Consider the following 19929-nt stretch of genomic DNA (forward strand, 5'->3'; position numbering starts at 1 on the left):
TTCTCCTTACACGCGACGTTTTTTAGGTGGACGGCAACCGTTGTGCGGAATTGGAGTCACATCGGTAATGCTGTTAATTTTATAACCCACTGCACCTAATGCACGAACCGCAGACTCACGACCAGGACCAGGACCTTTTACAAGGACGTCCAAGTTTTTCAAACCGTAATCTAAAGCAGCTTTACCAGCAACTTCAGCAGCTACCTGAGCAGCGAACGGAGTTGATTTACGTGATCCACGGAAGCCTTGTCCACCTGAAGTAGCCCAAGCCAATGCATTACCTTGACGATCAGTGATCGTTACAATGGTGTTATTAAAAGAAGCGTGAATGTGTGCGACACCTTCAGAGACGGTACGAGTGACCTTCTTGCGTGCGCGAGTATCTTTAGCCATCTTTTAGCTTCCAGAAATCTTATTTCTTAATAGGTTTGCGCGGACCTTTACGGGTACGTGCGTTAGTTTTGGTGCGTTGTCCGCGGACAGGCAAGCTGCGACGATGACGAAGACCGCGGTAGCAGCCTAAATCCATTAAACGTTTAATGTTCATGGAAATTTCGCGACGTAAATCACCTTCGGTTGGAACCTTGGTAACTTCTGCACGAATCGCATCAAGCTGAGCATCATCTAATTCACGAATCTTTGTTGTTGGAGCGATACCAACAGCAGCCAAGATGTTCTTAGCAGTGTGGCGACCAATACCAAAGATATAAGTGAGAGAGATAACAGCATGCTTGTTATCCGGAATGTTTACACCGGCAATACGAGCCATTCAATTTTCTCCAAAAAGGCAGTAGAGATAATCAACCGCCCCACAAAAATCTTGAGGGGCGGATAATAACCTAATTAGCCTACTGAAATCAACAGGTCTTGATCAGATTAACCTTGACGCTGCTTATGACGAGGTTCTGCGCTGCAAATTACGCGAATAACCCCATTACGACGGATAACTTTACAGCTACCACAAATTTTCTTTACAGAAGCTTGTACTTTCATGATGAAACCTCTAAGTGCGCTTATCCCTTCGGATGAGCAGTCGTTTTTCTCATTAACGTTTGATTATCGTATTGATGAGATGTGAGATGTGCTTGCAATTGCGCCATGAAATCCATAACAACAACAACAACAATTAGCAAAGATGTACCACCCAGATAGAATGGAATACCAAAAGAACTTTGCAAAATCATTGGCATTAAACACACGATCGCAATATAAATCGCACCAATAAACGTCAAACGATTGAGAATATGATCTAAATAACGAGCAGTTTGCTCACCTGGGCGAATACCAGGCACATAAGCTCCGCTGCGTTTTAAGTTTTCTGATACTTCTTTAGGACTAAATACTAGCGCCGTATAAAAATAACAGAAAAAGATAATTAACGCACCAAAGAGCACCAAATACAACGGCTGTCCAGGCGACAATAAAAGAGCCAAATCTTGAAGACTGCGTTTGATTATACCTGCACTCGGATCTGAGCTACCTACCCACTGTCCTAAACTCGCTGGAAACAAAAGCAAAGAACTGGCAAAGATTGCTGGGATTACACCTGCCATATTAATTTTTAATGGCAAATGCGTTTGTTGTGCAGTAAATACACGACGACCTTGTTGTTTTTGAGCATAATTTACTGGAATACGACGCTGCGCTTTCTCAATAAACACAATTGCTGCTAATACACCGAGAGACAATAAGCCAAAAATAACCAAGCCAATCAGACTAGTTTGACCATTATCTACTGATGAAATAGATTGCATAATTAAATTAGGCAATCCAGCAACAATACCAGCGAAAATGATCATGGAAATACCATTACCCACTCCGCGTTCGGTAATTTGTTCACCCAACCACATTAAGAACATAGTACCTGCAACCAGTGAGGTTACAGCAGGAACATAGAAGGCTAAACCAGCTGAAAGGGTAATCCCTTGACTGATCAAACCTGCGCACATCCCAGTTGCTTGCACCAAAGCTAAAAGCAACGTACCTTGACGTGTATATTGGTTAATCTTACGCTTCCCTTGCTCTCCCTCTTTTTTCAAAGCTTCGAGTGATGGAATCACAGTCGACATTAACTGCACAATAATTGATGCAGAAATATACGGCATAATCCCCAAGGCAAGAATTGACATTCTTTCTAAAGCACCACCTGAAAACATATTAAACAAACCAAGGATTGTGCCCTGGTTTGCATTAAAAAGGTTTTCAAGTGCAGCATTATTAATGCCCGGTACTGGAATATGCGCTCCTAGTCGAAAAACCAACAATGCACCGAAGAGAAATGTCATTCGGCGAATAATTTCACGATATTTCACGTAAAATGGTTGCCCTTTCATCATGTGAACATGACCTGAAGAACTAGGAGACATAGACACTCGCGATTACTCCTCGACTTTGCCGCCAGCAGCTTCAACAGCAGCTTTAGCGCCTTTAGTCAATGCAACACCTTGTACAGTGAATGCACGAGTAATTTCACCAGAAAGTACGATACGAGCACGAAGCATATCTTTACGTACAACATTCGCCGCTTTTAAAGTTTCAAGTGAAACAATATCACCTTCAACTTTAGCAAGCTCTGATAAACGTACTTCAGCAGTTTTTAAAGCGATTTGGCTAGTGAAACCGAATTTAGGTAAACGACGATATAACGCAGTTTGACCGCCTTCAAAGCCTGGACGAGTACCACCACTTTTACGTGAGTTTTGACCTTTGATACCACGACCACCAGTCTTACCTACGCCAGAGCCAATACCACGGCCTAGACGAAGATTATCACGCTTCGCACCTTCTGCAGGTGCAAGTTCATTTAAACGCAGAGTCATGGCTTATTCCTCTACACTAACCATATAGTAGACTTTGTTGATCATACCGCGGTTAGAAGGCGTATCTTGCACTTCTACAGTATGACCAATACGACGCAGACCTAAACCTTGTAAACAAAGCTTGTGATTTTTCAAGCGATGAGAAGAAGATTTAGTCTGGGTAACTTTAATCGTTTTCATGATTGATTACCCTTGAATTTGTTCTACAGAAAGACCACGTTTAGCAGCTACTTTCTCTGGAGAAGTCATATCACGCAAACCTTTGAAAGTTGCATTTACAACGTTCGCAGCATTTGTAGAACCGTAACATTTAGCAAGTACGTTATGTACACCTGCAGCTTCAAGAACGGCACGCATAGCGCCACCAGCGATTACGCCAGTACCTTCAGAAGCAGGTTGCATGTACACACGGCTTGCACCATGACGTGCATTCACAGGGTGTTGTAAAGTAGTACCAGCAAGGTCTACAGTAATCATGTTACGACGTGCAGCTTCAAGTGCTTTAGAAATAGCAGCTGGAACTTCACGCGCTTTACCACGACCAAAACCTACACGACCGTTACCATCACCCACAACAGTTAATGCTGTGAAAGAGAAGATACGACCACCCTTAACAACTTTGGCTACACGATCAACGGCAACCAGCTTTTCAACAAGACCTTCGTTTTGTTCAACTTTAGCCATGATTAGAACTCCAAGCCGTTTTCACGAGCAGCATCAGCCAAGGCTTTGATACGACCATGATATTTAAAACCAGAACGGTCAAACGCAACTTTAGTAATACCAGCTGCTTTAGCACGTTCTGCGATTAAAGCACCTACTTTAGTCGCTGCTTCAATATTACCAGTTGCACCAGCACGTAAAGTAGCATCTAAAGTTGAAGCTTGCGCTAAAACTTTGCCACCATCTGCTGAGATAACTTGAGCATAGATGTGACGCGGAGTGCGGTTTACACACAAACGAGTCGCACCCAATGCACGAATGTGCAAGCGTGTGCTTTTCGCACGACGCAAACGGGATTGTTTCTTTTCGTTCATAAGAACCTCGCGCCTTATTTCTTCTTAGCTTCTTTACGAAGTACAACTTCGTCAGAATAACGAACACCTTTACCTTTATAAGGCTCTGGCGGACGGTAACCACGGATATCCGCAGCAACTTGACCTAAACGTGCTTTATCAGCAGATTTAAGGATAATTTCTGTTGCTGTAGGAGTTTCAGCAGTTACACCTTCAGGAAGCGTATAGTCGATCGGGTGAGAGAAACCAAGGTTAAGGTTAACAACGTTACCTTTAACCGCAGCTTTATAACCAACACCGATAAGTTGTAACTTACGTTCGAAGCCTTCGCTAACACCTTTTACAAGGTTGTTAAGAACAGCGCGAGCAGTACCAGCTTGCATCCAAGCGTCTTTCGACTCAGCTTTTGGAGCAACAGCTACAATACCGTCTTCCTGTTTAAGCTCGACCAGCGCATGCAGGTTGAAAGACAATGTACCTTTACTGCCTTTCACTTCGACCTGCCGGCCGTTCTGAGTAACTGTAACACCGTTAGGTACAGTTACTGGGGCTTTAGCCACACGAGACATGAGGAATCACCTATTAAGAAACAAAAGCAATAACTTCACCACCAACGCCTGCAGCACGTGCAGCGCGATCAGTCATGATGCCTTTGCTTGTAGAAACAATTGCAATACCTAAACCTTGCTTAACGCTCGGAAGTGCATCTTTACCGCGATATTGGCGAAGACCTGGACGGCTTACGCGCTTCACAGTTTCGATAACTGGCTTGCCTTCGAAATATTTTAAAGTGATGGTCAAAGTAGCTTTACCTTCAACGTCAGCAACTTCTACGTTTGAAACATAACCTTCTTGTTGAAGTACGTTAGCAATTGCAACCTTCAACTTAGAATTAGGCATAGAAACTGCTTGTTTCTTAGCCATTTGTGCGTTACGAACACGAGTTAACATGTCGGCAACGGTATCTTGCATACTCATTTATAGTCGCTCCTTACCAGCTTGCCTTAACAACGCCTGGTACATCACCTTGCATTACTGTGTCACGTAATTTGTTACGGCTTAAACCGAACTTACGGAAGTAACCATGAGGACGACCAGTTAAACCACAACGGTTACGAAGACGCACTGGAGACGCATTACGTGGTAATGCTTGTAACTTCATCATCGCTTCGAAACGCTCTTCGTCGCTTGCATTTACATTTGCAATCGTAGCTTTTAATTCAGCACGTTTTGCAGCAAATTTAGCAACTGTCTTTTCGCGTTTCAATTCGCGATTAATCATACCTTTCTTAGCCATATCGACCTCTTATTTGAACGGGAAGCCGAATGCACGCATAAGCGCACGGCCTTCGTCATCGGTGCGAGCAGTCGTAGTAACAGTAATATCCATACCACGAATACGATCAATCTTATCGAAATCGATTTCAGGGAAAACGATTTGCTCTTTAAGACCCATAGAGTAGTTACCACGACCATCAAATGATTTCGAAGAGAAACCACGGAAGTCACGGATACGAGGGATCGCAATAGAGATCAAACGGTCTAAGAATTCGTACATGCGTTCGCCGCGTAAAGTAACTTTACAACCGATCGGCCAACCATCACGGATTTTGAAACCAGCGATTGATTTACGAGCTAATGTAAGCACTGGTTTTTGACCAGCAATTGCTTGCATATCAGCAAGAGCACCATCAAGGAGTTTTTTGTCAGCAGCTGCTGCACCAACACCCATATTGATCGTGATTTTAGTGATGCGTGGAATATCCATCACATTTTTAACGCCTAAAGTCTCTTGTAATTGAGCTTTAAGTTCGTCATTGTAACGCGTTTTAAGTCTGGCCATTGCCTTCTCAACCTATTACTTCGCTACCGCCACTGATTCACCATTTGACTTGTAAACGCGAGTTTTCACGCCTTCAATCACTTGGTAACCAACACGGTCAGCCTTTTGGGTTGTAGCATTAAAAATTGCCACATTAGAGATATGAAGCGAAGCTTCTTGTGTAACGATAGCGCCTTCAGCACCTGTTGCACGGTTCGGCTTTTGATGCTTCTTAACCAAGTTAAGGCCTTCAACCATAACACGGTCATTAGAAACAGACAGAACAGTACCCTGTTTGCCTTTTTCCTTACCTGCGATCACAATTACTTGATCGCCTTTTTTAATCTTAGCCATGATTGCCTCTTATAGAACTTCAGGAGCCAATGAAATGATTTTCATGAACTGTTCAGTACGAAGTTCACGAGTCACTGGTCCGAAAATACGAGTTGCAATCGGCGCTTTGTTGTTGTTCAAAATAACAGCTGCGTTATCGTCGAAACGAATCACAGAACCATCTGGACGACGGATACCGAATTTTGTACGAACTACAACAGCATTCATCACGTCACCTTTTTTAACACGTGCGCGCGGAATAGCTTCTTTTACAGTAACTTTAATAATATCGCCAACTGAAGCATAACGACGATGCGAACCACCAAGTACTTTAATACATTGTACGCGGCGGGCACCACTGTTGTCTGCTACGTCGAGCATAGTTTCGGTTTGAATCATTGCCCTACTCCAAAACCGTGCATCACCGGTCGCAATTTCGAAAGGCTCAAAGAGTACTCGAAATTGACCGATGATGCAAGAACGTTTAATTACTCAGCAGCAGCTTCAACAACTTCAACTAATGTCCAAGACTTAGTTTTAGAAATTGGGCGGCTTTCTTTGATTGTCACAACGTCGCCTAATTTAGCTGTGTTGTTCTCATCATGAGCATGTAATTTAGTTGAACGGCGGATTGATTTGCCATACAACGGGTGTTGAACACGACGTTCGATAAGCACAACAATAGACTTGTCCATTTTGTCACTTACGACTTTGCCGGTTAACGTGCGGACTGTTTTTTCACTCATTGTCCGTTCCCCTGTTTTTCGGTAAGGAGGGTCTTAATACGAGCAATAGTTTTACGAGTAAGTGCAACTTCGTGCGATTTACCCAATTGACCAGTTGCTTTAGCCATACGAAGACGGAATTGGTTAAGCTGCTGCTCATCAAGCAAAGCTGTCAACTCTTCTACCGACTTTTCACGTAGATCTTTAGTTTTCATTACATTACCGTCCGAGTCACGATAGTGGTTTTAAACGGAAGCTTAGCAGCAGCAAGCGTAAATGCTTCACGTGCCAATTCTTCGTTCACACCTTCCATTTCGTACAGGATCTTACCTGGTTTGATTTCACAAACCCAGTACTCCACATTACCTTTACCGTTACCCATACGAACTTCTAATGGCTTTTCAGTAATTGGTTTGTCTGGGAATACACGAATAAAGATCTTACCACCACGCTTAACACGACGGCTAATGGTACGACGCGCAGCTTCAATTTGACGTGAAGTCATACGACCACGTTCAGTTGCTTTAAGCGCGATTGAACCAAATGATACTGTACTACCACGGTGCGCTAGACCAGTGTTACGGCCTTTTTGCACTTTACGGAATTTGGTACGTTTAGGTAGCAACATGGATTATTCTCCCTTGTCAGCAGCACGGTCATTACGACGTCCACGACGTTGCTCTTGACCTTCACCACGACCACGACCGCGTTTAGCTGGACGCTCTTCAGCTGGAGCTGGGTTCATGACTTGTTTCATGCCACCCAAGATCTCGCCACGGAAGATCCAAACTTTAACACCAATCGTACCGTAAGTCGTTTCAGCACGCATAGTTGAGTAGTCGATGTCCGCACGAAGCGTATGTAAAGGTACACGACCTTCACGATACCATTCTGTACGAGCGATCTCTGCACCACCTAAACGACCAGAAACTTCAACTTTGATACCTTTAGCACCAGCACGCATAGTGTTTTGAACCGCACGCTTCATAGCACGACGGAACATAACACGCTTTTCTAATTGAGAAGCAATTGCTTCAGCAACTAAACGAGCGTCTAAGTCTGGGCGATCGATTTCGTTGATGCTTACTTGCGCTGGAACACCCATAATGCTGGTAAGTTCGCGCTGTAATTTTTCAATGTCTTCGCCTTTTTTACCGATAACGATACCAGGACGAGCAGTGCTAATAGTTACTTTAGCAGCGCCTGTTGGACGTTCGATAAGAATATTGCTGATCATTGCATTCTTAAGTTTTTTAGTTAAAAACTCACGAACTTGCAAATCTTTAAGCAAGTATTCAGCGTATTGTTTCGGATTCGCATACCAGTTAGCGTTATGACGTTTCACAACACCTAGGCGGATACCGATTGGATGAACCTTCTGACCCATATCAAACCCCTACCTTAACGGTGATGTGACAAGTACGCTTAGTAATACGATCTGCACGGCCTTTAGCACGTGGCATAATACGTTTAAGGCTCATGCCTTCATCAACGTAAATCGTAGAAACTTTAAGGTCGTCTACATCTAAACTGTTATTGTGTTCAGCATTCGCAATTGCAGATTCCAATGCTTTTTTAACTAAAACTGCAGCTTTTTTGTTGCTGAAGTTTAAGATATTAAGCGCGTGAGCAACTGATTTGCCACGGATAAGATCTGCAACCAAACGAGCTTTCTGTGCCGAGATAGCGGCACCGCGTAATTTAGCAGTTACTTCCATCATAGCACCTATTAACGTTTAGACTTCTTGTCAACACCGTGACCACGATAGGTACGAGTTGGCGCGAATTCACCTAGTTTGTGACCAACCATGTGTTCAGTAACAATTACTGGAACGTGGTTACGGCCATTATGTACAGAGATTGTTAAACCAACAAAATCCGGGAGGATCATCGAACGACGTGACCAAGTCTTGATCGGCTTACGGTTGTTAGCAGCAATAGCCGCTTCAACTTTAGCGAACAAGTGCGCATCGACGAATGGACCTTTTTTCAATGAACGAGGCATTAATCAGATTCCTTTACTTGACGCGACGATCGCGAATAATCATCTTAGTCGTACGCTTGTTGGTACGTGTCTTGTACCCTTTAGCTTTTTGACCCCATGGGCTTACAGGTTGAATACCTTTGTTACGCCCTTCACCACCACCGTGTGGGTGGTCAACTGGGTTCATCGCCATACCACGAACGGTAGGACGAACACCACGCCAGCGTGCTGCACCAGCTTTACCTAGTGAACGAAGGTTGTTTTCTTGGTTAGAAACTTCACCCAACACAGCGCGACATTCAACGTGAACTTTACGCATTTCACCAGAACGAAGACGGATGATTGCATAAGAACCGTCACGACCCAACAACTGAACAGAAGCACCAGCAGAACGAGCTAATTGCGCGCCTTTACCGATTTTAAGTTCGATGTTGTGAAGTGTAGAACCGATAGGCATATTGCGAAGTGGCAAGCAGTTACCTGGACGAATTGGAGCATCGTTACCAGATTGTACTTTATCGCCAGCACGCAAACCTTTAGGTGCGATGATATAACGACGCTCACCGTCAGCATACTTCAACAAAGCGATGTGTGCAGTACGGTTAGGATCGTATTCGATACGTTCAACTACAGCAGGAATACCATCTTTGTTACGTTTAAAGTCAACAAGACGGTAGTGCTGCTTGTGACCGCCACCAACGTGACGAGTCGTGATGTGACCGTTGTTGTTACGACCACCAGTACGTTTTTTAGCTTCAACCAACGGAGCATACGGAGCGCCTTTGTGAAGATGGTCGTGAACGACTTTCTCTACAAAGCGACGTCCAGGAGACGTTGGCTTACATTTTTGAATCGGCATAATTTTCGTCCTTATTCCGCTGCGCTTTCAGCGGTATCGCCCAAGTCAGCCATTTCTACATCTTGGCCAGCTTTCAGGGTGACGTATGCTTTTTTAACATCAGAACGACGTCCTAATGTTTTACCAAAGCGCTTAGACTTACCTTTAGTGATCGTTGTGTTAACTTTAACAACTTGAACACCAAAGAGTTGTTCAACTGCTTTTTTGATTTCAAGTTTGTTTGCATCAAGTGCAACCTTGAAAACTTGAACACCAGCAGTCTCACCTAAAACTTGTGCTTTTTCTGAGAATACAGGTCCTTTTAGGACTTGATAGATACGTTCGTTGTTCATCCGAGTTCTACCTCAATTTTCTTAGCAGCAGCAACAGACATAACAACTTTATCGAACGCGATCAAGCTAACAGGATCGATTGCAGTAGCATCAACCACATCAACGTGTGGAATGTTGCGCGCTGCTAGATATAGATTCTCATCTACAGCATCAGTAACGATCAATGCGCGAGTAGCATTCAAGTCGTTAAGTTTCGCAAGCAATTCTTTAGTTTTAGGAGCTGCAACAGCAATCTCTTCAACTAGTACAAGACGATCTTGGCGAACAAGTTCAGCTAAGATACATTGCATTGCACCGCGGTACATTTTGCGGTTTACTTTTTGAGACCAATCTTGTGGACGAGCAGCAAAAGTTTTACCACCACCAACCCAGATTGGGCTACGAATAGAACCAGCACGCGCGCGGCCAGTACCTTTTTGACGGAATGGCTTTTTACCACCGCCAGATACGTCAGCACGTGATTTCTGAGCTTTCGAACCTTGACGACCACCAGCTAAGTAAGCTGTAACAACTTGGTGTACAAGAGCCTCGTTAAATTCACGACCGAAAGCAACTTCAGATAATTCAACAGCAGAGCCGGAAACAGTTTTTAAATTCACGTTATTTCCCCTCAGGCCTTGATCGTAGGACGAACGGTAACGTCGCCACCAGTAGCACCAGGAACCGCGCCTTTAACAACTAGAACTGAACGTTCTGTGTCGATAGCAACGATCTCAAGACCCTGAGTAGTTACGCGTTCAGCACCTAAATGGCCAGCCATTTTTTTGCCTTTGAATACGCGACCAGGAGTCTGGTTTTGACCAGTAGAACCTAAAACACGGTGAGAAACTGAGTTACCATGAGTAGCATCTTGGGTACGGAAGTTCCAACGCTTAACACCACCTTGGAAACCTTTACCTTTAGACGTACCAGTAACGTCAACGATTTGACCAACTGTGAACAAGTCAACAGTTAGAACACCACCAACTTCACGACCTTCAAGATCAGCTTCTGTAGCGCGGAATTCTTGAACTAGACGACCAGCAGCAACACCCGCTTTAGCGAAGTGACCTTTCTGAGCGTTAGTTACGCGAGATTCGCGACGTTCACCAGTAGTGATTTGAATCGCTTGATAACCATCAGTTTCAAGCGTTTTGATTTGTGTGATGCGGTTAGGATCAACCTCAATCACTGTTACAGGCACAGAAACACCAGCATCTGTAAAGATACGGGTCATACCGCACTTGCGACCGACTAAACCAATAGCCATGTGCATAACCTCTAAAAAAGCGGCCTAATTAACTAAAAACGTTAATTAACCGAAAGCCTTAACCCAAAGCGATCTGAACATCAACACCAGCAGCAAGATCTAACTTCATCAATGCATCAACAGTTTTATCTGTAGGTTGAACGATGTCGATCAAACGCTTGTAAGTGCGGATCTCGTATTGGTCACGAGCATCTTTGTTTACGTGCGGTGATGTTAAAACGTTAAAACGTTCGATGCGTGTTGGCATCGGGATTGGACCACAAACTTGTGCGCCAGTACGTTTTGCTGTTTCTACGATCTCTTGAGCAGATTGATCAATTAAACGGTGATCAAAAGACTTAAGACGGATACGAATTCTCTGGTTAGACATACCAGTTAACTCCAAGCCAAATATATAAAGAATCACCCTTGACGCATCTCACCTATTGGTAAGTGTCAAAGGCAGTGAAAATCACTAAGGTCATGATCGATGCCATGACTGTCACGATGCTAACTACTTTCTTCGCAGTTAACCCCCTTCCTTTGAAGGGTGAGTCATTATATCGATTGTTTAACGCTTAAGCAAATCCATTTTGTCTTTTTTGGTCTTTTTTTCAAATTTTGATGATTTTCATTTGTTTACTATTTAATCATCATGCTGTTTTTTGTAAGACATATTCAATAGCTTGATTGAGCAATTGATTTCCTTGTAAAAAGTGTGCTTTTGAAGAGTGTTTTAATTCACTTTCAGTTTGTACAAAGGCCCCAGAAAAATGAGCCAGCTCTTCGTCATTTTCCAAAAATAAACTTAGGGTTTCAGGCGTGATTTCGGGATGAAACTGAAAACCAAGAACATTTTTACCAATTTGGTACATTTGATTACGACACACATCATTTTCCGCCAAATGAATGGCGCCTTTAGGAATCTCAAAAGTCTCACTGTGCCACTGCATGACATTAAAATACTCAGGTAACTCAAAGCAATCTTGTGGTACATGTTTTACTTTTCGTACCGTAGTCCACCCCAACTCTTGCGCACCATTTTTACTGACTGCTGCGCCCAGAGCATTCGCAATCAATTGCCCACCCAAACATAGCCCAATAGCAGGTTTACCCAATGCCAAATAACGTCTTAGCCAACGCTTTTCGATTTTTAACCATGGATAATTAACCTCATCATTCACACTCATAGCTCCCCCCATGATAATGAGAAGATCCACATCTTCAATTTGTGGTAAGGCCTCAATCTCTAGAGGTAAATCCACAGGCAAGGCAAAGAATTCTGTGGCCGTAATTTGTGCCTGATGTGCTTTTAAAAACTCATAACAACTACCGAACCCTTCACCAGCAATATGCTGAAAATAATGTACTTTTAAATGCGACTTCATGCGCTGTAACCTATTGTTGTAGCTTTGCTTAGATTTAGCAAAATTGAAGCCAACTTTTGATTTGGTTGCTTGTTTTTACAGTTCTTCCCAATTCGGTAGCGAAAATTAACTTATTCTCTTAATCTAGATGACATCTTACGCTTTAGATGAGTCACATCTTGAACAAGAAATTTCAAACTGCGCTAATTCATGCACCAAGAAAAGCACCTCAGTATATTTCCAGCGTTCAACCTCCCCTGTTTCGTGCATCTACCATTATTTTTGAAAATACTGATGCACTATTTAATCGCCACTGGACTGACCCGTATGACTACAGTTATGGCACACATGGTACACCCACCACGTTTACCTTAGCCGATCAGATCGCTCAAATCGAGGGTGGCGAATACTGCTTATTGGCACCTAGTGGACTATCCGCAATTAATTTGGTCAATTCTGCATTACTGGCACAAGGAGATGAAGTCTGGGTACCCGATAATGTCTATGGTCCAAATATGGAACATCTGCGTAATTTGGAAAAACGCTATGGGATTCTGGTTCGAGTTTATAACCCTATAGATGTAACCAGTTTCACCCCCTCTGAACATGCCAAACTCCTTTGGCTCGAAGCTACAGGATCAGTCACCTTAGAATTTCCTGATTTGGTTGGCTTAGTTCAAAAAGCACAAGCTCAACAGATTTTGACCGTACTGGATAATACTTGGGGTGCAGGTTTAGCATTTAATCCTTTCGATTTTTCTGATGAACATTTGGCTGTAGATATTAGTGTGCATGCCTTAACCAAGTATCCAAGTGGTGGTGGTGATATTTTAATGGGCTCAGTCGTGACGCGTGATCTGCAATTGCATCACAAATTGTTCCGTATGCATGCCATACAAGGGATCGCGGTGTCTGGCGATGATACTGCTCAGATTCAGCGCAGTTTGGCACACATGTCCATCCGTTATGATCAACAAGCTCAATCTGCCTTGAAGTTGCTCGCATGGTTAAAACAGCAACCACAATTTAGTCAGGTGTTACATCCTAGTGATCCAGATGCCGCAGGACATACTCACTGGAAACAAGTCTGCACAACAGGAAAAAGTGCAGGCTTGGTGAGTGTAATTTTTAAACCCGAATATGACTTAAAAGCAGTGCGTAAATTTTGTGATCATCTTAATTTATTTAAACTCGGTTTTAGCTGGGGTGGTCCAATCAGCTTGGTTATGTTGTATGAACTCAACCATATGCGCTCACTAAAAAATACACATTTACAACAAGGTTTATTGGTCCGCTTTTGCATAGGACTAGAAGATGCTGAGGATTTAGTCCAAGATATTCAAAACGCATTAAAACAGCTCGAATAAATTCTAAAATAGGTGAAAAATGAGTACACCAATCGTTATTGCAAAAAAAACTACTGATACCACACAAGCTATTGTTTTACATTCTCAATTTGCCAATCGACACGGCTTGATTGCAGGCGCAACAGGTACTGGTAAAACCGTGACCTTAAAAGTCTTGGCAGAAAGTTTTTCACGCATTGGTGTGCCCGTTTTCCTTGCAGATGCCAAAGGTGATGTCTCAAGCCTTGCACAAGCAGGTAGTAGCAATCCAAAATTTGACGAACGCATCAAAAGCCTAGGAATTGATTCTATTCCTTTTGCTGCCTCACCTGTGATGTTCTGGGATTTATTTGGCGAACAAGGACATCCTATACGCAGTACGGTTTCTGAAATTGGGCCACTTTTACTGGCACAAATGCTGAATTTAAATGACACGCAAGAAGGTGTTTTATCGGCAGTTTTTCGGATTGCCGATGATCAGGGGTTACTGCTCATTGACTTTAAAGATTTAAAAGCAATGCTTAGTTATGTCAGCGAGCATGCCGCGGAATTCAAAGCCGAATACGGTAATCTATCACCTGCCAGCCTAGGTGCCATTCAACGTAACTTACTGGCGCTTGCTGATCAGGGTGGAGATCAGTTTTTTGGTGAACCTAGTTTAAATATTCTTGATTTTATTCAAACTGATGCTGATGGCCGAGGTTACATCAATCTGCTTGCAGCGGATAAATTGATGAACACCCCTAAACTGTATGCCACCTTTCTACTCTGGATGCTCTCTGAATTATTCGAGCAATTGCCTGAAGTCGGTGATATGGACAAACCGAAACTGGTATTTTTTTTCGATGAAGCCCATTTACTTTTTGATAATGCCAGTGCTGCACTGCAAGAAAAAATTGAACAAGTGGTGCGCTTAATTCGATCCAAAGGTGTCGGAATTTATTTTGTCACTCAAAATCCGCTGGATTTACCTGAAACCGTACTTGGGCAATTAGGAAATCGGGTACAACATGCTTTACGCGCATTCACACCTAAAGATCAAAAAGCGGTTAAAACTGCTGCTGCAACATTCCGTGCCAATCCTGAATTTAATGTTGAACAAGCTATTACCGAATTGGGCGTAGGCGAAGCCTTAATTAGCTGTCTAGATGAACAAGGTATACCGCAAGTTGTCGAGCGTGCATGGGTGATGCCTCCCTACTCATCTTTTAGCCCCATTAGCCCAGAACAACGTCAAGCATTAATTTCACAGAGTATTGTTGCTGGTGTTTATGAACAAAGTGTAGACCGAGATAGTGCTTACGAACGTTTACAGCAAAAAGTTGTTGAACGCCAACAGCAAGCTATTCAAGTTGAACAAGAGAAACAACTTGCCAAAGAACAAGAAAACCTTGCGAAACAACAGGCCAAAGAAGCTGAAGTACTGGCGAAACAGCAAGCACGTGAGGAAGAACGGATTGCAAGAGAACAACAAAAAGAAGCAGAGCGTGCTGCCAAACAGCGAGAAAAGTTAATTCAAGACACGGTCGGAACTTTTGCCAAAAGTGCCGCACGCAGTTTAGGTGGCTCGACTGGACAAAAAATTGTGCGTGGTTTATTAGGCTCTTTGTTTGGTGGGAAATAGCATTCCCATCACCTTGGGGCGTAATCTGCACATAAAAAACTTAGGTAAATCATACAATTCTTATTGCCAAATTTTCAGCATAAACCCATAAATTTTTTATTCCATAAAATAAATATGGTTTTATATTAAAAATAGATTGCAATTAAAATATTAAATATGTATTTTAAATACATCTTATAAATAACAGCCAAGTGAGATCACCTCATGACTCCACAGCAAATTGAACTTGTTAAAGCTACTGTCCCTGTTCTTCGTGAAAATGGCGTTGCATTAACTGGCTATTTTTATAACCGTATGCTAGGCAAAAACCCAGAATTAAAAGAAACTTTTAATATGGGACACCAACGTAGTGGTGCACAGGCACAAGCACTTGCAGGTGCTGTTCTGGCTTATGCAGAAAATATTGAAGACCCATCTGTTCTTCTGCCTGTGGTTGAATTAATCGCACACAAACATGTCAGCCTGAATATTCAAGCCCCTGACTATAATATTGTGGGTGAAAACCTTCTGCACTCAATCAGTGAAGTCCTTAATATCTCAATGGAAGATCCATTAATTGATGCGTGGGCAGCGGCTTATGGTCAGTTAGCTGATTTGTTTATTCGCACTGAAAAAGCGATTTATGATCTGCACCAACAAACAAAAGGCAGTTGGTTAGGCTGGCGTAATTTCAAAATTGCCAAAAAAGTGGTTGAAAGTGATGAAATCACTTCTTTCTATCTCGCTCCTGTTGATGGTGGTGCATTACCAACCTATCAAGCAGGTCAATATATTTCAGTTCGCGTCTTTGTCGAAGAATTAGGTTTAAAACAACCTCGCCAATACACGTTATCGACTAGCCCACAAGCTGACTATTTACGCATTTCGGTAAAACGTGAAGATGAAAAAGGTGATTTAGCTGGCGGATGGGTTTCTAATACGCTTCACGGCTTAGAAGAAGGTGCCGAAATTGAAGTTTCCGCACCAACAGGTAACTTCTACTTAATTGATAGCAGCAAACGCAATGTCTTTATCAGTGGTGGTGTTGGATTAACCCCAATGATTGCCATGTTAAATCAATTGGTTACACTAGACATGCCACAACCTGTAAGTTTTATTCATGCTTGTCGTAGCAGCGAAGTACATGCCATGAAACAACATATTCATGCACAGAAATCGAAGTTCCCTCGCCTCAGCACATTTACGGCTTATGAATTTCCACATGCAACTGATGTCTTAGGTGAAGATTATGATGTCGCTGGACGCCTAGACCTCGGCACAATGGATGCAGCTCTTCTACCTGTCAATGCAGATTACTATCTTTGTGGTCCAATGCCATTTATGGCTGAACAGCATAAAGCACTGGTTGCTCGTGGTATTAAACCTGAACAAATTCACAGTGAAGCATTTGGTACAGGCGGGGTTCGTATTTAAACCCACCCTCGCATACATACCTTATAAGGCTAGTCTATGATAGACTAGCCTTATCTTTTCATCTCAAAAAAGATGAGCACAATCATGCAGCTAAATAAATTTACCGATTATGCCCTGCGCATTCTAATGTATATTTCGCGACCAAGAGAAAGTGCATATACCATTGCTGAAATTGCGGCTGACCTGCAAGTGTCTCAAAACCACTTGGTCAAAGTCGTCCACTTTATGGGCAAACAAAACTGGTTGATTACCACACGTGGTAAAGGTGGTGGTATTCGATTACACCCAGATGCTGTACATCTAAAAGTCGGTGAGGCGGTTAGGACTTTACAAGGTGAAAACCAGATTGTTGAATGCAACAATCCCCCTTGCGTACTTAGAAGCCAGTGCGGTCTAAAAGGTATCTTAGATCAGGCACTCGAACAATTTTATCAGTATTTAAATCAATACACTTTAGGCGAAGTGCTTGCTCGTTCGAACATTAACAATACTAAAACCATTAAAAATGGTATTGAGCTACTTAACCTATAACATTTTCAAGCGCTAAGAGGAAAATTCGCGTGCGTGGGCGACTTCCTTTATACTAGGCACTTGAAAACCAGTGAATGAAGTTGAGTTATGCACCACAGCAGAGGAAAATCAAAAAACAGTAAAACCGCGCAGGCGCCTAAGCAAAAGATCAGCTATGAAAAAAAGCTTGATCCTGCGATTACTGAATATGCTGTACGTGCACTCAACTGGCTACGTAAAGCCGCTTTTTTAATGAGTGCACCCAAGCTCAGTATCTGTGTAGAAGATACTGGTTATGAAATTGCTTTTGCTGGACGCTCCAATGCGGGTAAATCTAGTGCAATTAATGCATTAACCAATCAAAAGCAATTGGCACGCGCCTCAAAAAAACCTGGTCGTACCCAAATGATCAACTTCTTTAGTCTGGGCAATCCCGATCAGCGCCTGGTCGATTTACCTGGCTATGGATACGCAGCCGTGCCTGAAGCCATGAAAATCGTATGGCAGAAAGAGCTTGAAAATTATCTGATTCATCGTAAAAGTTTACAGGGCTTAGTATTGTTGATGGATATCCGCCATCCCCTACAACATTTCGATGTGATGATGTTGGAATGGGCATACTCACGTAAACTATTTGTCCATGTGCTGTTGACCAAATCAGATAAGATGAACCGTGGTCCTGCCAACAAAGCCTTATTAGACGTTAAACAGCAATTGAAGAAAATGAAACTCGATTTCTCAATTCAATTGTTCTCCTCACTCAACAAACAAGGTTTAGAAGAACTTGCCAGTGTGATGGGCGGGCGTCTGAATTTCACCCTTGAACAAGCTGCCGAGTTTGACCTCGCGCTCATACCTGAAGCAGAAGCCGATACACTCGAAGATACTTTGGACGATGATGAGAGCGAGGCTTTTGAAGTAGAAGAACTTGAAGCCGAAACATCTGAGCAAGCACCGAAACCAGATTAAGTGCTGCCAAACCAAGATCAACTCATCATGAATTGACATTGAAATGTCCCGCATTGCTAAACACATTGTGGGACTTTTTTTTCATACTGTTTCGAATGCATCAAAAAATGCTTGAGACCGTAGTATGAAACTGTTACAACGCCTGAAAAAAACAAAAATTGGCTCTTCAATTCAATATCGTATTCAACCGCGCAAAGTGAAATTTGAATGGCACAATACGCCCGTGGACTGGGTGCCAGAACAACCTTTTGTCAGCTATTTTATTAATGAAATTAATATGATTTTACCTGCTGGCGAGTTCTGGTTTTGCCGTCTGTACAATAAAGTTCTACCGAAAATTCAAGATGAAAAACTCAAACAGGATGTGCAAGCCTTTATTCGTCAAGAAGCCATGCATGCGCAGGCGCATAACTCTGCCAACAAAGAATATTTACGCGAGCGACACATCGACATTCAACGCAATCTTGATGTTATGGATTTCCTATTTGGCAAATTATTGGCAGACCAACCTTTAGGTTTGAATGTTCCAAAACCCTTACAACATCAATGGGATTTATTCCGTCTCGGTATTATCGCCACTGTTGAGCATATGACTTGCGTCTTGGGCAAATATGCACTCTACAATACAGAGTGGCAAAAAAGTGGTGCAGATCCTGCCATGCTCGACTTAGTGAAATGGCATGGTGCAGAAGAAATTGAGCATCGGACTGTCGCATTTGATTTATATCGTCATTTGGGCGGAGGCTATCTGGCACGTTATTACCTCAGTGTTGTGGTCATTGCTGCAGTACTGGGCTTGTGGGTGGATGGTACGGCTCATATCATGCAACAAGACCCTCGTTTTAAATCAATCCGCCCTGCTATCTACAAACCATGGATTTGGCGTGAATGGTATGCTATTTCTCAACGTAACAATGGTTTATTACCAAATCCACTCTGGCTTATCTCGCAACAATTGGGCTATCTGATGCCATGGTACGACCCTGTACATGAAGCCAAAACTGAAGATGCGATTGCTTATCTCAATCAATCCCCTGCTGCACTTCGCGCGATGCTTAAGGTCGCATAAATCAATTACCCATATGTCGGAACACTACAAAAAGCAGGCTGAATTTGCCTGCTTTTTTGCTCATGCTGAAAGTCACTTTCCGATTGAGTACTCCCCCTTATGCATCCTCATCTCAGTGTACTGACCCTTGCAGTTCGTGACCTCCAAGCAGCGCTGGATTTTTACTGCCAAGGACTGGGCTTTAAAAGTGACGGCATTATTGGACAAGAATACGAAAATGGCGCCGTTGCCTTTATTGAACTGCAATTAGGTTTAAAACTGGCTCTTTGGCCGCAACAGAGTTTAAGTCAGGATTCTGGCTTGGCTTTAACGCCTTTCTGTCCGACTGGATTTTCGCTAGGACACAATGTCGGCTCAGCAACCGAAGTCGATGCCATTATGGCACTCGCCGAAAAAGCGGGTGCAACCATCACCAAAACTGCACAAGCCACTTTTTACGGTGGCTATGCCGGCTATTTTCAAGACCTAGATGGACATCTTTGGGAAATTGTCTGGAATCCCTGTTGGGAATAA

At 42.9% G+C, this 19929-nt stretch carries 32 protein-coding genes and 1 pseudogene; 7 read left to right on the forward strand and 26 right to left on the reverse strand.

Annotated features, from left to right (window positions below; translation table 11 throughout):
• Positions 1–6: 6 nt before the first annotated feature.
• The 26 genes and pseudogenes from rpsK to F4W09_RS06380 form a co-directional block, all read right to left on the reverse strand.
• A complete protein-coding gene (gene rpsK, locus F4W09_RS06255) occupies positions 7–393 on the reverse strand; it encodes a 30S ribosomal protein S11 (RefSeq protein ID WP_004281491.1) in 387 nt (128 codons plus the stop codon).
• Positions 394–412: 19 nt separating this feature from the next.
• Positions 413–769: a 30S ribosomal protein S13 gene (rpsM, locus tag F4W09_RS06260; protein ID WP_016168588.1), complete on the reverse strand. Its 357-nt coding sequence runs from the start codon at positions 767–769 to the stop codon at positions 413–415.
• A gap of 107 nt (positions 770–876) precedes the next feature.
• A complete protein-coding gene (gene rpmJ / locus F4W09_RS06265; protein ID WP_000867907.1) occupies positions 877–993 on the reverse strand; it encodes a 50S ribosomal protein L36 in 117 nt (38 codons plus the stop codon).
• Between the two features lie 20 nt (positions 994–1013).
• Positions 1014–2333, reverse strand: a complete 1320-nt coding sequence (gene secY, locus F4W09_RS06270) for a preprotein translocase subunit SecY (RefSeq protein ID WP_171284999.1) — start codon at positions 2331–2333, stop codon at positions 1014–1016.
• 45 nt (positions 2334–2378) lie between these two features.
• The gene (gene rplO, locus F4W09_RS06275; protein WP_016168590.1) at positions 2379–2819 is read right to left on the reverse strand and encodes a 50S ribosomal protein L15; all 441 of its coding nucleotides are present in this window, start codon (positions 2817–2819) and stop codon (positions 2379–2381) included.
• A gap of 3 nt (positions 2820–2822) precedes the next feature.
• Positions 2823–2999: a 50S ribosomal protein L30 gene (rpmD, locus tag F4W09_RS06280; protein ID WP_000849088.1), complete on the reverse strand. Its 177-nt coding sequence runs from the start codon at positions 2997–2999 to the stop codon at positions 2823–2825.
• Between the two features lie 6 nt (positions 3000–3005).
• A complete protein-coding gene (rpsE, locus tag F4W09_RS06285) occupies positions 3006–3503 on the reverse strand; it encodes a 30S ribosomal protein S5 (protein WP_004657688.1) in 498 nt (165 codons plus the stop codon).
• A gap of 2 nt (positions 3504–3505) precedes the next feature.
• Positions 3506–3856 (reverse strand): 50S ribosomal protein L18, encoded by a 351-nt coding sequence (gene rplR / locus F4W09_RS06290; RefSeq protein ID WP_016168591.1) that lies wholly within the window; start codon positions 3854–3856, stop codon positions 3506–3508.
• A 14-nt stretch (positions 3857–3870) separates the two neighbouring features.
• On the reverse strand, positions 3871–4404 hold the full coding sequence (gene rplF, locus F4W09_RS06295) for a 50S ribosomal protein L6 (protein ID WP_016168592.1): 534 nt from the start codon (positions 4402–4404) through the stop codon (positions 3871–3873).
• 13 nt (positions 4405–4417) lie between these two features.
• The gene (gene rpsH / locus F4W09_RS06300) at positions 4418–4813 is read right to left on the reverse strand and encodes a 30S ribosomal protein S8 (RefSeq protein ID WP_044739622.1); all 396 of its coding nucleotides are present in this window, start codon (positions 4811–4813) and stop codon (positions 4418–4420) included.
• A 13-nt stretch (positions 4814–4826) separates the two neighbouring features.
• Positions 4827–5132 carry a 30S ribosomal protein S14 gene (gene rpsN, locus F4W09_RS06305; RefSeq protein ID WP_004754234.1) on the reverse strand — a complete coding sequence of 102 codons (306 nt, stop codon included), beginning with the start codon at positions 5130–5132 and terminating at the stop codon, positions 4827–4829.
• A gap of 9 nt (positions 5133–5141) precedes the next feature.
• Positions 5142–5678: a 50S ribosomal protein L5 gene (rplE, locus tag F4W09_RS06310; RefSeq protein ID WP_016168594.1), complete on the reverse strand. Its 537-nt coding sequence runs from the start codon at positions 5676–5678 to the stop codon at positions 5142–5144.
• A 15-nt stretch (positions 5679–5693) separates the two neighbouring features.
• On the reverse strand, positions 5694–6011 hold the full coding sequence (gene rplX / locus F4W09_RS06315) for a 50S ribosomal protein L24 (protein ID WP_044739623.1): 318 nt from the start codon (positions 6009–6011) through the stop codon (positions 5694–5696).
• A gap of 9 nt (positions 6012–6020) precedes the next feature.
• On the reverse strand, positions 6021–6389 hold the full coding sequence (rplN, locus tag F4W09_RS06320; protein ID WP_001982634.1) for a 50S ribosomal protein L14: 369 nt from the start codon (positions 6387–6389) through the stop codon (positions 6021–6023).
• An 89-nt stretch (positions 6390–6478) separates the two neighbouring features.
• On the reverse strand, positions 6479–6736 hold the full coding sequence (gene rpsQ, locus F4W09_RS06325) for a 30S ribosomal protein S17 (protein ID WP_016168596.1): 258 nt from the start codon (positions 6734–6736) through the stop codon (positions 6479–6481).
• On the reverse strand, positions 6733–6930 hold the full coding sequence (gene rpmC, locus F4W09_RS06330; protein WP_004650482.1) for a 50S ribosomal protein L29: 198 nt from the start codon (positions 6928–6930) through the stop codon (positions 6733–6735). The genes rpsQ and rpmC overlap by 4 nt, the downstream gene beginning before the upstream one ends.
• Positions 6930–7343, reverse strand: a complete 414-nt coding sequence (rplP, locus tag F4W09_RS06335) for a 50S ribosomal protein L16 (protein WP_016168597.1) — start codon at positions 7341–7343, stop codon at positions 6930–6932. Before rplP ends, rpmC begins: the two co-directional genes overlap by 1 nt.
• Positions 7283–8102, reverse strand: a pseudogene (gene rpsC, locus F4W09_RS06340) (30S ribosomal protein S3). Before rpsC ends, rplP begins: the two are co-directional and overlap by 61 nt.
• 1 nt (position 8103) lies before the next feature.
• Positions 8104–8433 (reverse strand): 50S ribosomal protein L22, encoded by a 330-nt coding sequence (rplV, locus tag F4W09_RS06345; RefSeq protein WP_001982638.1) that lies wholly within the window; start codon positions 8431–8433, stop codon positions 8104–8106.
• A gap of 11 nt (positions 8434–8444) precedes the next feature.
• Positions 8445–8720 (reverse strand): 30S ribosomal protein S19, encoded by a 276-nt coding sequence (gene rpsS, locus F4W09_RS06350; RefSeq protein ID WP_004641066.1) that lies wholly within the window; start codon positions 8718–8720, stop codon positions 8445–8447.
• A 13-nt stretch (positions 8721–8733) separates the two neighbouring features.
• Positions 8734–9558 carry a 50S ribosomal protein L2 gene (rplB, locus tag F4W09_RS06355; RefSeq protein ID WP_016168599.1) on the reverse strand — a complete coding sequence of 275 codons (825 nt, stop codon included), beginning with the start codon at positions 9556–9558 and terminating at the stop codon, positions 8734–8736.
• 11 nt (positions 9559–9569) lie between these two features.
• The gene (gene rplW / locus F4W09_RS06360; RefSeq protein ID WP_016168600.1) at positions 9570–9890 is read right to left on the reverse strand and encodes a 50S ribosomal protein L23; all 321 of its coding nucleotides are present in this window, start codon (positions 9888–9890) and stop codon (positions 9570–9572) included.
• Complete coding sequence (gene rplD, locus F4W09_RS06365) at positions 9887–10489, reverse strand: 50S ribosomal protein L4 (RefSeq protein ID WP_016168601.1); 603 nt, start codon at positions 10487–10489, stop codon at positions 9887–9889. The genes rplW and rplD overlap by 4 nt, the downstream gene beginning before the upstream one ends.
• An 11-nt stretch (positions 10490–10500) precedes the next feature.
• Positions 10501–11139, reverse strand: coding sequence for a 50S ribosomal protein L3 (gene rplC / locus F4W09_RS06370; protein WP_016168602.1), 639 nt, complete (start codon positions 11137–11139; stop codon positions 10501–10503).
• A 58-nt stretch (positions 11140–11197) separates the two neighbouring features.
• Positions 11198–11509 carry a 30S ribosomal protein S10 gene (rpsJ, locus tag F4W09_RS06375; protein WP_000070912.1) on the reverse strand — a complete coding sequence of 104 codons (312 nt, stop codon included), beginning with the start codon at positions 11507–11509 and terminating at the stop codon, positions 11198–11200.
• Between the two features lie 262 nt (positions 11510–11771).
• Complete coding sequence (locus F4W09_RS06380; protein ID WP_151504343.1) at positions 11772–12506, reverse strand: type 1 glutamine amidotransferase; 735 nt, start codon at positions 12504–12506, stop codon at positions 11772–11774.
• Positions 12507–12664: 158 nt separating this feature from the next.
• Here F4W09_RS06380 and F4W09_RS06385 point away from each other — a divergent pair, with 158 nt between their 5' ends.
• The 7 genes from F4W09_RS06385 to F4W09_RS06415 all read left to right on the forward strand — a co-directional run bounded on the left by F4W09_RS06385 (position 12665) and on the right by F4W09_RS06415 (position 19929).
• Positions 12665–13852: a PLP-dependent transferase gene (locus F4W09_RS06385; RefSeq protein WP_243791788.1), complete on the forward strand. Its 1188-nt coding sequence runs from the start codon at positions 12665–12667 to the stop codon at positions 13850–13852.
• A 19-nt stretch (positions 13853–13871) separates the two neighbouring features.
• Positions 13872–15455: a helicase HerA-like domain-containing protein gene (locus F4W09_RS06390; RefSeq protein WP_151504345.1), complete on the forward strand. Its 1584-nt coding sequence runs from the start codon at positions 13872–13874 to the stop codon at positions 15453–15455.
• A gap of 204 nt (positions 15456–15659) precedes the next feature.
• The gene (hmpA, locus tag F4W09_RS06395) at positions 15660–16868 is read left to right on the forward strand and encodes an NO-inducible flavohemoprotein (RefSeq protein WP_151504346.1); all 1209 of its coding nucleotides are present in this window, start codon (positions 15660–15662) and stop codon (positions 16866–16868) included.
• Between the two features lie 84 nt (positions 16869–16952).
• Complete coding sequence (locus F4W09_RS06400; protein WP_151504347.1) at positions 16953–17399, forward strand: RrF2 family transcriptional regulator; 447 nt, start codon at positions 16953–16955, stop codon at positions 17397–17399.
• Positions 17400–17486: 87 nt separating this feature from the next.
• Positions 17487–18347 (forward strand): ribosome biogenesis GTP-binding protein YihA/YsxC, encoded by an 861-nt coding sequence (gene yihA / locus F4W09_RS06405; protein ID WP_151504348.1) that lies wholly within the window; start codon positions 17487–17489, stop codon positions 18345–18347.
• Between the two features lie 124 nt (positions 18348–18471).
• Positions 18472–19416 (forward strand): metal-dependent hydrolase, encoded by a 945-nt coding sequence (locus F4W09_RS06410; protein ID WP_151504349.1) that lies wholly within the window; start codon positions 18472–18474, stop codon positions 19414–19416.
• 99 nt (positions 19417–19515) lie between these two features.
• Positions 19516–19929, forward strand: a complete 414-nt coding sequence (locus F4W09_RS06415; RefSeq protein WP_151504350.1) for a VOC family protein — start codon at positions 19516–19518, stop codon at positions 19927–19929.

Source organism: Acinetobacter tandoii (genome assembly GCF_008867985.1).
Lineage (GTDB): Bacteria > Pseudomonadota > Gammaproteobacteria > Pseudomonadales > Moraxellaceae > Acinetobacter > Acinetobacter tandoii.

Coding starts and splice junctions, on each gene's coding strand:
- rpsK (WP_004281491.1), bottom strand. CDS start 393: ATGGCTAAAGATACTCGCGCACGCAAGAAGGTCACTCGTACCGTCTCT.
- rpsM (WP_016168588.1), bottom strand. CDS start 769: ATGGCTCGTATTGCCGGTGTAAACATTCCGGATAACAAGCATGCTGTT.
- rpmJ (WP_000867907.1), bottom strand. CDS start 993: ATGAAAGTACAAGCTTCTGTAAAGAAAATTTGTGGTAGCTGTAAAGTT.
- secY (WP_171284999.1), bottom strand. CDS start 2,333: ATGAAAGGGCAACCATTTTACGTGAAATATCGTGAAATTATTCGCCGA.
- rplO (WP_016168590.1), bottom strand. CDS start 2,819: ATGACTCTGCGTTTAAATGAACTTGCACCTGCAGAAGGTGCGAAGCGT.
- rpmD (WP_000849088.1), bottom strand. CDS start 2,999: ATGAAAACGATTAAAGTTACCCAGACTAAATCTTCTTCTCATCGCTTG.
- rpsE (WP_004657688.1), bottom strand. CDS start 3,503: ATGGCTAAAGTTGAACAAAACGAAGGTCTTGTTGAAAAGCTGGTTGCC.
- rplR (WP_016168591.1), bottom strand. CDS start 3,856: ATGAACGAAAAGAAACAATCCCGTTTGCGTCGTGCGAAAAGCACACGC.
- rplF (WP_016168592.1), bottom strand. CDS start 4,404: ATGTCTCGTGTGGCTAAAGCCCCAGTAACTGTACCTAACGGTGTTACA.
- rpsH (WP_044739622.1), bottom strand. CDS start 4,813: ATGAGTATGCAAGATACCGTTGCCGACATGTTAACTCGTGTTCGTAAC.
- rpsN (WP_004754234.1), bottom strand. CDS start 5,132: ATGGCTAAGAAAGGTATGATTAATCGCGAATTGAAACGCGAAAAGACA.
- rplE (WP_016168594.1), bottom strand. CDS start 5,678: ATGGCCAGACTTAAAACGCGTTACAATGACGAACTTAAAGCTCAATTA.
- rplX (WP_044739623.1), bottom strand. CDS start 6,011: ATGGCTAAGATTAAAAAAGGCGATCAAGTAATTGTGATCGCAGGTAAG.
- rplN (WP_001982634.1), bottom strand. CDS start 6,389: ATGATTCAAACCGAAACTATGCTCGACGTAGCAGACAACAGTGGTGCC.
- rpsQ (WP_016168596.1), bottom strand. CDS start 6,736: ATGAGTGAAAAAACAGTCCGCACGTTAACCGGCAAAGTCGTAAGTGAC.
- rpmC (WP_004650482.1), bottom strand. CDS start 6,930: ATGAAAACTAAAGATCTACGTGAAAAGTCGGTAGAAGAGTTGACAGCT.
- rplP (WP_016168597.1), bottom strand. CDS start 7,343: ATGTTGCTACCTAAACGTACCAAATTCCGTAAAGTGCAAAAAGGCCGT.
- rplV (WP_001982638.1), bottom strand. CDS start 8,433: ATGGAAGTAACTGCTAAATTACGCGGTGCCGCTATCTCGGCACAGAAA.
- rpsS (WP_004641066.1), bottom strand. CDS start 8,720: ATGCCTCGTTCATTGAAAAAAGGTCCATTCGTCGATGCGCACTTGTTC.
- rplB (WP_016168599.1), bottom strand. CDS start 9,558: ATGCCGATTCAAAAATGTAAGCCAACGTCTCCTGGACGTCGCTTTGTA.
- rplW (WP_016168600.1), bottom strand. CDS start 9,890: ATGAACAACGAACGTATCTATCAAGTCCTAAAAGGACCTGTATTCTCA.
- rplC (WP_016168602.1), bottom strand. CDS start 11,139: ATGGCTATTGGTTTAGTCGGTCGCAAGTGCGGTATGACCCGTATCTTT.
- rpsJ (WP_000070912.1), bottom strand. CDS start 11,509: ATGTCTAACCAGAGAATTCGTATCCGTCTTAAGTCTTTTGATCACCGT.
- F4W09_RS06380 (WP_151504343.1), bottom strand. CDS start 12,506: ATGAAGTCGCATTTAAAAGTACATTATTTTCAGCATATTGCTGGTGAA.
- F4W09_RS06390 (WP_151504345.1), top strand. CDS start 13,872: ATGAGTACACCAATCGTTATTGCAAAAAAAACTACTGATACCACACAA.
- hmpA (WP_151504346.1), top strand. CDS start 15,660: ATGACTCCACAGCAAATTGAACTTGTTAAAGCTACTGTCCCTGTTCTT.
- F4W09_RS06400 (WP_151504347.1), top strand. CDS start 16,953: ATGCAGCTAAATAAATTTACCGATTATGCCCTGCGCATTCTAATGTAT.
- yihA (WP_151504348.1), top strand. CDS start 17,487: ATGCACCACAGCAGAGGAAAATCAAAAAACAGTAAAACCGCGCAGGCG.
- F4W09_RS06410 (WP_151504349.1), top strand. CDS start 18,472: ATGAAACTGTTACAACGCCTGAAAAAAACAAAAATTGGCTCTTCAATT.
- F4W09_RS06415 (WP_151504350.1), top strand. CDS start 19,516: ATGCATCCTCATCTCAGTGTACTGACCCTTGCAGTTCGTGACCTCCAA.